This window comes from Pseudomonas sp. NFPP28, from assembly GCF_900115535.1.
Lineage (GTDB): Bacteria > Pseudomonadota > Gammaproteobacteria > Pseudomonadales > Pseudomonadaceae > Aquipseudomonas > Aquipseudomonas extremorientalis.
In genome coordinates this window covers 247,455-258,081 of record NZ_FOWT01000002.1, presented here as the reverse complement: position 1 = coordinate 258,081, position 10,627 = coordinate 247,455, and the positions used below count along the sequence as shown (strand labels likewise).

Here is a 10,627-nt window from a genome sequence, read left to right as displayed (position 1 = left end):
CCTGTGGGAGCCGGGCTTGCCCGCGATGGCGATCTGACAGCCACTGCAAGTACTCGGACCTTATCCCTGCTGTTCCTGTTCCCTCTCATCGCGCAATTCCAGGGCCTTCTGCCCCTTGGTCTTCATCTCGCTGACAATTACCGCCAACACAATCAACGCCGCCCCCACCATCGCGATCGGCGGGAAGCGTTCCCCGGCAATCCGCCCGACCACGCCGGCCCACACCGGCTCACCGGCATAAATCAACGTGGCGCGGGTCGGCGAAACACTTTGCTGCGCCCAATTCATCGCCACCTGGATCACCGCACTGGTCAAGCCCAGGCCCACCGCGCTGAACAGCAGCAACCACGAAAACCCCGGCAGCGCCTCGCCCATTGGCACCACCATCAGGAACGACAGCAACGACGCCGTGGCCAGTTGCACCACGGTCACCCGACGCACGTCCACCTGCCCGGCAAAGGCGCTGATCAGGATGATCTCCGCCGCGATTGCCACTGCACCGATCAACGTGGCGATTTCACCGGGACTGAAATTCAGCGAAGCCCCCGCCGGCCCGGTCAGCAGCATCAAGCCGGTAAACGCCAGCATAATACCGATGCTCGGCATCAACCCCGGGCGCCGGCCCAGCACCAGCCATTGCAACAGCGGTACGAACGGCACATATAACGCCGTGATAAACGCCGATTGACTGCTCAAGATGGTCTGCAAGCCAATGGTTTGCAGCCCGTAGCCAAACATGATCGCCACACCGATAAACACTCCGGCTTTCAATTCGAACAGCGTCAGGTCGCGCAACGTGTGCAAGGAAAAGAACCCCACCACAATCGCTGCGGCCGCAAAGCGCAAACCGACAAAAAACATCGGCCCACTGACCGTCATCGCATGTTGCACCAGCAAAAACGTGCCGCCCCAGATCATGGTGATCACCACCAGGATGCATTCGGCTTTGCTGAAACGGTTGAAACGTGGGGAGGCGGTCGGGGTAGTCATGGCGGCTCGGTCTTGCAAGGGAAAGGCACGGACCGCACAATGCGCCGCACGCTGGGCAGTATACTGCGCACACCCACCCATTGAGCAATATAGTGCACAAAGAAAATCCCCACCGGGCTTCGGTCCTGCAGCACGTCAGCCAGAACGTCCGTCGCCTGCGGCATGCCGCCGACCTGAGCCAGACTGCGCTCTCGGAAAAATCCGGGGTCAGCCGGCGCATGTTGGTGGCCATCGAGGCGGGCGAAAAGAACGTCAGCCTGTCCACCCTCGACCGCGTGGCCGAAGCGTTGGACGTGGCGTTCAGCGACCTGATCCAGGCGCCCGATGCCCCCGACCACAGCCGCATCAATGAACTGGCCTGGGCCGGTGACATTCCCGGCAGCAAGGCGGTGTTGCTGGCCAAGGCCACGGCGCGGCGCGAGGTCGAGTTGTGGGAAATGCAACTGGAGCCGGGCGATCGCTACAGCCCTGACCCCGACCCGGATGGCTGGAGCGTGCAATTGTTCGTGTTCCAAGGCTGCCTCACGCTGCTGGTGGGCGATGAAGAAAAGCGCGTCGCGGCTGGTGAGTTTTATATGTTCGCCAGCCGGAACGTGCATGGTTATCGCAATGACGGCGACATGGCAGTGCGCTTTGTGCGCAATGTGGTGATCTAACTGTTCCTGCGGCAACAGTGGATGGACACTTTGCTGGTTTAAAAAGCGCTCAACTGCATTGAAATGCCAGCAACTCGCTGATTTTATTGGCGACTGGATTCAGGCACGACTCCTGCAATCACCCAGGTCATCCCCTCGGAGCCTGGAGTCGGCCCATGTCAGCCCACCCTCAACACCCTGCCCATATCATCCGCTCGGACGCGGAAGCCATCGAGGTCGCCACGCGGCTGGCGGCGCGGTTTGCCGTCGAGGCCAGCGCCCGCGACCGTGAGCGGCGCCTGCCGGTGGCCGAGCTTGACGAGTTCTCCTCCAGCGGCCTGTGGGGCATCACCATTCCCAAAGCGTACGGCGGCGCTGGCGTGTCCTATGTGACCGTGGCCGAGGTGATCAAATTGATCTCTGCCGCCGACCCGTCCCTGGGGCAGATCCCGCAGAACCACCTGGGCGTGGTGGACATCCTGTTGCAAACCGCGACCGAGGCACAAAAACAGTACTACTTCGGCAAAGTCCTCCAGGGCTACCGTTTCGGCAACGCCTTTTCCGAAGCCAAGAGCAAGAACGCCGGCACCTTCGATACCCAGATTCGCTTTCACGGCGATACCGCGCAGATCAACGGCGAGAAGTTCTACTGCACCGGCGCGCTGTTTGCTCACCTGGTGCCCACCGTCGGCAACAATGAAGACGGCCAGGCCTTTATCGCCTTTGTCGAACGCGACGCGCCCGGCCTGAACGTGATCGACAGTTGGGACGGCTTCGGCCAGCGCACCACTGCCAGCGGGGGTGTGACCCTTGATGGTGTGACCGTGCCCCTGAGCGCGGTAATCCCTGCGCACCAGGCCTTCGACCAGCCGACCGCCAATGGTCCGATTTCGCAGATCATCCAGGCGGCGGTCGATACCGGTATCGCCCTCGGTGCCCTTGAACAGGCGAAGATTTACGCACGCCAGGCGCGGCCCTGGATCGACAGCCAACAGGATCACGGCTGGCAGGACCCGTTCACCATCGCCGCCATCGGCGACCTGGAATGGCGTGTGCACGGCACCGAAGCCATCCTCGCCAAGGCGGGGCAAGCCGTAGACCGCGCCCTCGCCGAGCCCAGCGAAGACAGTGTCGCCCACGCCTCACTGGTGGTCGCCCAGGCCAAAGTCCTTTCTGCCGAAACCGCCTTGCTCGCCAGCAGCAAACTGTTCGAACTGGCCGGCACCCGCTCGGTCACCGGCAAGCACAACCTCGACCGCTTCTGGCGCAATGCACGCACCCACACTCTGCACGACCCGGCGCGCTGGAAATACCACCTGATCGGCAACTATGTGCTCAACGGCGTAAAACCTGCGCGCCACGCCTGGAACTGAGGAACCTCACCCATGACTGCACTGACCCTTGCGCGCCAACTGCTGGACAGCACCCGCCGTCACGTTGAAAACAGCACTGACCCCTACGTGATCAGCCGCTTCGGCGACTTGCAGATTCGCGTCGATGTGGCCGCGGCCTTGTTTGAACGCGCCGAAACCCATCCAGGCCCGGTGGCGTTGACCGAAGCGCAAATCGCCGCCGCAGAGGCGCTGATCGCCGCGAGCAACGCCGAGTTCGAACTCACCGGCCAACGCACCGCACTGCCGTCGAGCCTTGATGACCCGCTGCGTACGAAGTACCAGATCGTCGGCAACTACCACCTCAACGGAGTGCTTTGATGTCCCGTGAAATCCGCTTGAACGCCTTCGACATGAATTGTGTCGGCCACCAGTCGCCGGGCCTGTGGGCGCATCCGCGTGACCGTTCGTGGCAGTACAAGGACCTGGAATATTGGACCGACCTCGCCAGGATCCTTGAACGCGGCAAGTTCGACGGCCTGTTTATCGCCGACGTGCTGGGCATCTATGACGTGTACAACGGCAACGGCGACGCGGCGATTCGCCAGGCCACCCAAGTGCCGGTCAACGACCCGCTGTCGCTGATCGCACCGATGGCCTTGGTCACCGAACACCTGTGCTTCGGCCTGACCGCTTCGTTGTCGTTCGAACATCCGTACCCGTTCGCCCGCCGTCTCTCGACCCTGGACCACCTGACCAAGGGCCGCATCGGCTGGAACATCGTCACCTCCTACCTGGAAAGTGGCGCCAAGAATCTTGGCCAGAAGGCCCAGACCGAGCACGATGCGCGCTACGACTACGCCGAGGAATACCTGGAGGTCTGCTACAAACTCTGGGAAGGCAGTTGGGAGGAGGGCGCCGTGTTGCGTGACCGCGAACGGCGGATTTTCAGCGACCCGAGCAAGATCCACGAGATCCGCCACGTCGGCAAACACTTCCAGGTGCCCGGCATTCACCTCTGCGAACCGTCGCCGCAGCGCACGCCAGTGCTCTACCAGGCGGGCGCGTCGAGCCGTGGCAAGCAGTTCGCCGCCGAACAGGCCGAGTGCGTCTTCGTTGCCGCGCCGTCCAAGGTGCTGCTGAAAAAGACCGTGGCCGACATCCGCCGACGTGCGGCCGAAGCCGGGCGCGATCCGAAGAAAATCCTGATCTTCAACTTGCAGACGGTGATCGTCGGCGAAACCGATGCCAAGGCCAAAGCCAAGTTCGAGGAGTACAAATCCTATGTCAGCTATGAAGGCGCCATGGCGCTGATTTCCGGCTGGACCGGCATCGACTTCAGCCAATTCAAACCGGATGAGCCACTCAAGCACGTGCATACCAACGCCATTCAATCGGCGGTAGAAGCGTTCTCTACGGCCGATCCGAACAAGGTCTGGACCCCGAATGAACTGGCCGACTGGGTCGGTATCGGCGGCTTTGGCCCGCTGTTCGTCGGCGGCCCGGAAACCGTCGCGGACCTGTTGCAGGAGTGGGTCGAAGACACCGATGTGGACGGCTTCAACCTGGCCTACGCCCTGACCCACGAAACCTTCATCGACGCCGTGGACCTGTTGGTGCCGGAGTTGCAGAAGCGTGGGGTGTACAAGACCGAGTATGCCCAGGGCACGTTGCGCGAGAAGTTGTTTGGCGACGGCGCAAGGTTGGCCTCCAACCACCCTGGTGCCGGCTACCGCAATTTATCTGACGCGCACATAACCAATGTGGGAGGGGGCTTGCCCCCGATAGCGGCAGTCCAGTCAAAGCACTTGTGACTGACACACCGCCATCGGGGGCAAGCCCCCTCCCACAGTTGATCGGTGTTGATCCAAATAATCCAGCCAGCGGACCACCGCACGCCCCCCCCCAATAGGAGCACTACCCCTATGAGCGTGCACGAACTCAAACGCCCACTGGCCGTGGAGTGGCCCGCCGAATGGCTCGGCCACCTGCCCAAGGCCCTGGAACAACTGCGCCACTGGGCGCAGATCACGCCGCTGCACACCGCCCTGCGCCACAAGCGCCAAGGGCAGTGGTACGCATGGCGCTGGATCGACGCCTTGCGCGATGTGGAGCGTCTGGCCGATGGCTTGCGCCAGCAGGGGGTCAGCGAGCAATCGCGGCTGGCCCTCAGCGGGGCGTTCGAGCCGAACCTGCTGTTGCTGGCCCTGGCGGCGCAATCCATCGGCGCGCAGGTGCTGACCCTGGCCGATGACCTGGAGCCCGAGGCGCTGCAACACCACCTGTGGCGCATTCGCCCGACTCATTCCTATGTGCAGGGCCGCCAGACTGCGCGGCATTGGCAGTCGGCGAACCTGTTGGATTTCGCCCAGTTGCTCGGCCCGTTGGCGCCGACGCAACACCTCGCACGCTGGTGGCAGCCCACGGGTGAAACCCTGTTGTGGAGCGAAGAGGGCACCCACTGGCAGGGCGGTCTGGCGGTGGTGCTCGAGCAATGGCTGAACAGCGGTCACGGTCTGGCCTTCCCTGAAAGCCTGGCCTCGGCGCGGCGCGACCGCAGCGAAGTCGCTCCCACCGGCCTGCTGTTGTCGCCCGCACGCTTGCAGCACCTGGCCGACGAGATCGAAAGCCGCTTGGCGCCCCACGGCACCTGGCGCCGACGCTTATGCGACTGGGCCATCGCCCACCCGCAAAGCGGCCTGCGGCGCCTGCTGAAAAACCGCGTGCGCCGGCTCCTGGGTTTCCAGCGCCTGGCGTACATCTGGCAACCCGTCAAAGCCGCCCCTTCACCGGTGTGGCTGGCGGAATTCAAACGGGACATCGCATGAGCCAGGCCATTTTGCAGGTGCGGGATATCTCGCTGTCGTTCAAGGGGGTCAAGGCGATCAATGCCTTGTCCTTCGAGGTGTTGCGCGGCGAGATCTGCGCGTTGATCGGGCCGAATGGTGCCGGCAAGAGTTCGTTGCTCAATGTGCTCAATGGCGTGTATCGCTTCGATGTCGGCGAGATTGTGTTCGAAGACCAGCACTTCCACCGTATCGATCCGTTGGGCGCCGCGCGCTGCGGCATTGGGCGCACCTTCCAGAACAACGCGCTGTTCAAGAAAATGAGCGTGCTCGACAACATCCTCACCGGCCTGTCGCGGCATATGCGCAGCAGCTTTATCGAACAGGCCCTGGGCTTGCCTCGCGCACGCCGGGAAGCCGAAGCGTTCCGGTTGCGCGCCCAAGGCATTCTCGAATTCCTGGAACTGCAAGCCCACCGCGATGTGCTGGTGGGCAACCTGTCCTACGGCCTGCAAAAACGCGTGGAACTGGGCCGGGCGTTGATCGCAGGGCCGAGCTTGTTGCTGCTGGACGAGCCCATGGCCGGCATGAACGCCGAGGAAAAACAGGAAATGGCGCGCTTCGTTGCCGACGTCAACCGCGACCTCGGCACCACCGTGGTGTTGATCGAACACGACATGGGCGTGGTCATGGGCCTGTCCGACCATGTGGTGGTGCTCGACTACGGGCGCAAGGTCGGCGACGGCACGCCGGCGCAAGTGCAGGCCAACCCCGAGGTGATCGCGGCTTACCTGGGAGTGGTGCACTGATGACGTTTTTCTTTGAAACCCTGCTCGGCGGCCTGCTCGCCGGCACCATGTACTCGTTGGTCGCCATCGGCTTCGTGCTGATCTACAAGGCCAGCGGCGTGTTCAATTTTGCCCAGGGCGCGATGCTGCTGTTTGCCGCACTGACGTTCGTCAGCCTGCATGACCAGGGCGTGCCGTTTGCCCTGGCGTTGCTGCTCACGGTAATTGTGATGAGCGTCGGCGCCTTGTTGATCGAGCGCCTGGTGTTGCGGCCATTGGTGAACCGTTCGCAGATCACCTTGTTCATGGCCACGCTGGGCCTGTCGTTCATTATCGAAGGCCTGGCCCAGGGGTTGATGGGCTCCCAGGTGCGGGCGCTGGACTTGGGCATCGACGACGTACCGCTGTTCGTCGGCCCACTGATGCTCAGCCAGTTCGACCTGATCGCCGCCGCCGCTGCGGTGGTGCTGGTGACGGTGCTGGCGCTGCTGTTCAACAAGACCCGCATCGGCGTGTCGCTGCGCGCGGTGGCGGATGACACCACGGCGGCGCTGTCCATCGGCATCAACCTCAACCGCATCTGGCAGATCGTCTGGGCGGTGGCCGGCATCGTCGGGCTGGTGGCCGGGCTGCTGTGGGGCGCGCGCCAGGGGGTGCAGTTCTCGTTGTCGCTGGTGGTGCTCAAGGCCTTGCCGGTGTTGATCATCGGCGGCTTTACCTCGATTGGCGGGGCGATTGTCGGCGGGCTGATTGTCGGCGCGGCGGAGAACCTTGCCGAGGTGTACATCGGCCCGTTGATCGGCGGCGGTATCACGCCGTGGTTCGCCTATGTTCTGGCCCTGGCCTTCCTGTATACCCGCCCCGCCGGCCTGTTCGGCGAGCGCGCCATCGAGCGAGTCTGAAAGCATGTCGATCCCTCTTGCACAACATACTGCGCCGTTGCTGCTGATTCAGCGGCGCATGCCCTGGGCCTTGATTGGCCTGCTGGCACTGGCCTTTATCGGGGTGCCGCTGTGGGGCAATGACTATTGGCTGAACGCGATCCTGATCCCGTTCCTGGTGCTGTCATTGGCCGGGCTGGGCCTGAACCTGCTCACCGGCTATACCGGGCAGACCTCGGTGGGCGCGGCCGGCTTCATGGCCGTCGGTGCGTTTGCCACCTACGGTTTTCTGCTGCGCCTGCCGGAGCTGGGGTTGCCGGTGGCACTGCTCGGCGGCGGGGTCATCAGTGCGTTGGTCGGCCTGCTGTTCGGCCTGCCCAGCTCGCGGATCAAGGGCTTCTACCTGATGGTCACCACCCTGGCCGCGCAGTTTTTCCTGGAGTGGCTGTTCGTCAAGTTTCCCTGGTTCTACAACTACGGTTCGTCCGGGACCATTTCCGCGCCCAGGCTGGCGCTGTTCGGCCATGACCTCAACACACCGCTGGGCCGCTACCTGCTGACCCTGGTCACGGTACTGCTGCTGACCTGGACCGCGATCAACCTGGTGCGCAGCCAGGTCGGCCGCAACTGGATGGCGATCCGCGACATGGACACCGCCGCCGCCGTGGTCGGCATTCCGGTGGTGCGCTACAAGCGCCTGGCGTTCGCGGTCAGTTCGTTCTACCTGGGCATAGCCGGTGCGCTGTGGGCCTTCGCCTACCTGGGCACCGCCAGCGCCAGTAGCTTTGATATCAATCGCTCCTTCCAGATCCTGTTCATCATCATTATCGGCGGCATGGGCAGCATCGCCGGCAACTTTGTCGGGGCGGCGTTCATCAGTTTGCTGCCGATCTTCCTCAGCCATGCCGGGCAGGCGTTGTTCGGCGGCTCGGTGGATGCGGGGCAGTTGCAGAACCTGCAGAAAATCATCTTTGGCGTGTTGATCATCGTGTTCCTGATCAAGGAACCCGAGGGCTTGATTCGCCTGTTGCACAACCTGCGCGACCGCGTGCGGCAGTGGCCGCTGCGTTTCTGACATTCCCTTAAGAGAATCCCTATGCGTGCATCCTTGAAACGTTCCCTGGTCGGCGCTGCCTTTGCGCTGGCAACCTTGGCCGGTGCAGTCCCCCAGGCAATGGCCTCGCCGGACCAGCAATTCATTCCCCTGGCGACCTATCGTGTGGGCGCCTATGCGTCCAGCGGCGTGCAGGTGTGGGCCGGGATGATTGATTACCTGCGTTACATCAACGAGGTCGAAGGCGGCATCAACGGCGTCAAGCTGGTGTGGCAGGAATGCGAGACCGAGTGGACGGCAGAGAAGGGCATCGAGTGCTACGAGCGCTTCAAGCATGGCCTGGATGGCGCGCCGGTCGCGGTGTACCAGCCCAATGGCGCGCCGGCGGCGTATGCGCTGAGCGAGCGGGCCGAGGTGGACAAGATCCCGCTGATCACCCTCGGCTACGGCCGCACCGAAGCCACCGACGGCACGGTGTTCCCGTATAACTTCCCGGTGATGCTGACCTTCTACAGCGAAGCGTCGACGCTGGTGAACTACATCGCCGAGCGTGAAGGCGGTTTCGACAAGCTCAAGGGCAAGAAGATCGCCACGGTCTACCACGACTCGGCCTACGGTCGCGAAACCCTCGGCCCGCTCAAGTTGCTGGCGGAAAAATACGGCTTCGAAAACATCCAGATCCCGGTCGCCGACCCCGGCAACGAGCAGTCCGCGCAATGGCGCCAGGTGCGCCAGGCCAACCCGGACTGGGTGTTCCTGCGCACCTGGGGCGTGTCCACACCGGTTGCGGTGAAGACCGCCGCGCGCTTCGGCTTCCCGGTGGACCATATCATCGGCGACATCTGGGCCAGTTCCAGTGAAGACGTATTGCCCGCAGGCGCCGCCGCCAAAGGCTACCTGGCCCTTACGCCATACCCGGCCGGGGCTGATTTCGAGATCCACAAACGCCTCAAGCAATACATCCTCGACAAGGGCCACAGTGACCTCAAGGACCTGAAGAACTTCGGCAGCGTCTACTACAACTCCGGCCTGGTGAACGCCGCCGTGGCGGTGGAGGCAATCCGCACCGGCCAGGCCAAATTCGGCAAGCGCCCGCTCAATGGCGAAGAAGGCCGCTGGGGCCTGGAACACCTGAACATCGACGATGCGCGCTTGAAGGACATGGGCTACCTGGGCCTGATGCAAAACCTCAAGCTGTCGTGCCGCGATCACGAAGGCGGCGGCTCGGCGCGGGTGCAGCAGTGGGACGGCGCCAACTGGACGCTGATCAGTGAGTGGATCGCCGCCGACCGTGGGTTGTTGCGCCCGTTGATCGATGAAAAGTCGGCAGCGTTCGCCAAGGAAAAAGGCCTGACGCCACGCACCTGTACCGGGGACGAATAAATCATGCGCCAGCCCGCCACCGATGCCGCGCAGTCGTCGCTGCTGACGGTCAACGATATCGAAGTGATCTACGACGGCGCGATCCTCGCGGTGGCCGGAGTGTCGCTGAGCGTGCCCAAGGGGGCCATTGTGGCCTTGCTCGGTGCCAATGGCGCCGGCAAGAGCACCACGCTCAAGGCCATCTCCGGGCTGGTACGTGCCGAGCGGGCCGAGGTCAGCCGCGGTGTGATCGAGTACGCCGGCGCCGACCTGGCCGGCATCGACCCCAGCCAGCGCGTGCGCCAGGGCATGGTGCACGTGTTGGAAGGCCGCCATGTGTTCGGCCAACTGAGCGTGGAAGACAACCTGCGCAGCGGCGGCTTTGTGCGACGCCTGAGTCGCCGGGACCTGGAGCACGACCTGGAACGCCTCTACGCCTGGTTCCCACGGCTCAAGACCAAGCGCCATACCCGCGCCGGCCTCACCTCCGGCGGCGAGCAGCAGATGGTCGCCATCGGCCGAGCGTTGATGACCCGTCCTACTTTGGTACTGCTCGACGAGCCGTCCATGGGTCTGGCGCCTATGATCGTGCAGGAGATTTTCGAGATCATCGCGCAGCTCAACCGTGAGCAGCAGGTGAGCTTCCTGATCGCCGAGCAGAACATCAACGTCGCGCTGAACTATGCGTCCCACGGCTACGTATTGGATACTGGGCGCGTGGCCTTGAGTGGCAGCGCCGCTGAACTGCTGGCGCGGGGCGATCTGCATGACATTTACCTGGGCAAACAGTAAGGGCGACT

General features: G+C 63.3%; 11 protein-coding genes. 10 read left to right on the top strand and 1 reads right to left on the bottom strand.

Annotated features, from left to right (window positions below; genetic code table 11):
* Positions 1-60 precede the first annotated feature (60 nt).
* Positions 61-990 (bottom strand): DMT family transporter, encoded by a 930-nt coding sequence (locus BM110_RS06645; protein ID WP_093512849.1) that lies wholly within the window; start codon positions 988-990, stop codon positions 61-63.
* Between the two features lie 92 nt (positions 991-1,082).
* Between BM110_RS06645 and BM110_RS06640 the strand changes: the two genes are divergently transcribed.
* The 10 genes from BM110_RS06640 (at position 1,083) to BM110_RS06595 (ending at position 10,619) form a co-directional block, all read left to right on the top strand.
* A complete protein-coding gene (locus BM110_RS06640; RefSeq protein ID WP_093512847.1) occupies positions 1,083-1,646 on the top strand; it encodes a helix-turn-helix domain-containing protein in 564 nt (187 codons plus the stop codon).
* A 155-nt stretch (positions 1,647-1,801) separates the two neighbouring features.
* Positions 1,802-2,998, top strand: a complete 1,197-nt coding sequence (locus BM110_RS06635) for an SfnB family sulfur acquisition oxidoreductase (protein ID WP_093512845.1) — start codon at positions 1,802-1,804, stop codon at positions 2,996-2,998.
* Positions 2,999-3,010: 12 nt separating this feature from the next.
* Complete coding sequence (locus BM110_RS06630; RefSeq protein WP_071491957.1) at positions 3,011-3,337, top strand: acyl-CoA dehydrogenase; 327 nt, start codon at positions 3,011-3,013, stop codon at positions 3,335-3,337.
* A complete protein-coding gene (locus BM110_RS06625; RefSeq protein ID WP_093512843.1) occupies positions 3,337-4,770 on the top strand; it encodes an LLM class flavin-dependent oxidoreductase in 1,434 nt (477 codons plus the stop codon). Before BM110_RS06630 ends, BM110_RS06625 begins: the two co-directional genes overlap by 1 nt.
* A 111-nt stretch (positions 4,771-4,881) precedes the next feature.
* A complete protein-coding gene (locus tag BM110_RS06620; RefSeq protein ID WP_093512841.1) occupies positions 4,882-5,784 on the top strand; it encodes an AMP-binding protein in 903 nt (300 codons plus the stop codon).
* Entirely contained in the window at positions 5,781-6,551 is a 771-nt protein-coding gene (locus BM110_RS06615; protein WP_093512839.1) for an ABC transporter ATP-binding protein, read from the top strand. Before BM110_RS06620 ends, BM110_RS06615 begins: the two co-directional genes overlap by 4 nt.
* Positions 6,551-7,432 carry a branched-chain amino acid ABC transporter permease gene (locus tag BM110_RS06610; RefSeq protein WP_093512837.1) on the top strand — a complete coding sequence of 294 codons (882 nt, stop codon included), beginning with the start codon at positions 6,551-6,553 and terminating at the stop codon, positions 7,430-7,432. Before BM110_RS06615 ends, BM110_RS06610 begins: the two co-directional genes overlap by 1 nt.
* Positions 7,433-7,436: 4 nt before the next feature.
* Positions 7,437-8,486 (top strand): branched-chain amino acid ABC transporter permease, encoded by a 1,050-nt coding sequence (locus tag BM110_RS06605; RefSeq protein ID WP_071491953.1) that lies wholly within the window; start codon positions 7,437-7,439, stop codon positions 8,484-8,486.
* Between the two features lie 21 nt (positions 8,487-8,507).
* On the top strand, positions 8,508-9,848 hold the full coding sequence (locus tag BM110_RS06600) for an ABC transporter substrate-binding protein (protein WP_093512834.1): 1,341 nt from the start codon (positions 8,508-8,510) through the stop codon (positions 9,846-9,848).
* Positions 9,849-9,851: 3 nt separating this feature from the next.
* Positions 9,852-10,619, top strand: coding sequence for an ABC transporter ATP-binding protein (locus BM110_RS06595; protein WP_093123960.1), 768 nt, complete (start codon positions 9,852-9,854; stop codon positions 10,617-10,619).
* Positions 10,620-10,627 lie beyond the last annotated feature (8 nt).

Excerpts from the sequence above, each read along its gene's own strand:
- BM110_RS06645 (WP_093512849.1), bottom strand. The coding sequence starts at position 990 with ATGACTACCCCGACCGCCTCCCCACGTTTCAACCGTTTCAGCAAAGCC.
- BM110_RS06635 (WP_093512845.1), top strand. The coding sequence starts at position 1,802 with ATGTCAGCCCACCCTCAACACCCTGCCCATATCATCCGCTCGGACGCG.
- BM110_RS06630 (WP_071491957.1), top strand. The coding sequence starts at position 3,011 with ATGACTGCACTGACCCTTGCGCGCCAACTGCTGGACAGCACCCGCCGT.
- BM110_RS06625 (WP_093512843.1), top strand. The coding sequence starts at position 3,337 with ATGTCCCGTGAAATCCGCTTGAACGCCTTCGACATGAATTGTGTCGGC.
- BM110_RS06620 (WP_093512841.1), top strand. The coding sequence starts at position 4,882 with ATGAGCGTGCACGAACTCAAACGCCCACTGGCCGTGGAGTGGCCCGCC.
- BM110_RS06615 (WP_093512839.1), top strand. The coding sequence starts at position 5,781 with ATGAGCCAGGCCATTTTGCAGGTGCGGGATATCTCGCTGTCGTTCAAG.
- BM110_RS06610 (WP_093512837.1), top strand. The coding sequence starts at position 6,551 with ATGACGTTTTTCTTTGAAACCCTGCTCGGCGGCCTGCTCGCCGGCACC.
- BM110_RS06605 (WP_071491953.1), top strand. The coding sequence starts at position 7,437 with ATGTCGATCCCTCTTGCACAACATACTGCGCCGTTGCTGCTGATTCAG.
- BM110_RS06600 (WP_093512834.1), top strand. The coding sequence starts at position 8,508 with ATGCGTGCATCCTTGAAACGTTCCCTGGTCGGCGCTGCCTTTGCGCTG.
- BM110_RS06595 (WP_093123960.1), top strand. The coding sequence starts at position 9,852 with ATGCGCCAGCCCGCCACCGATGCCGCGCAGTCGTCGCTGCTGACGGTC.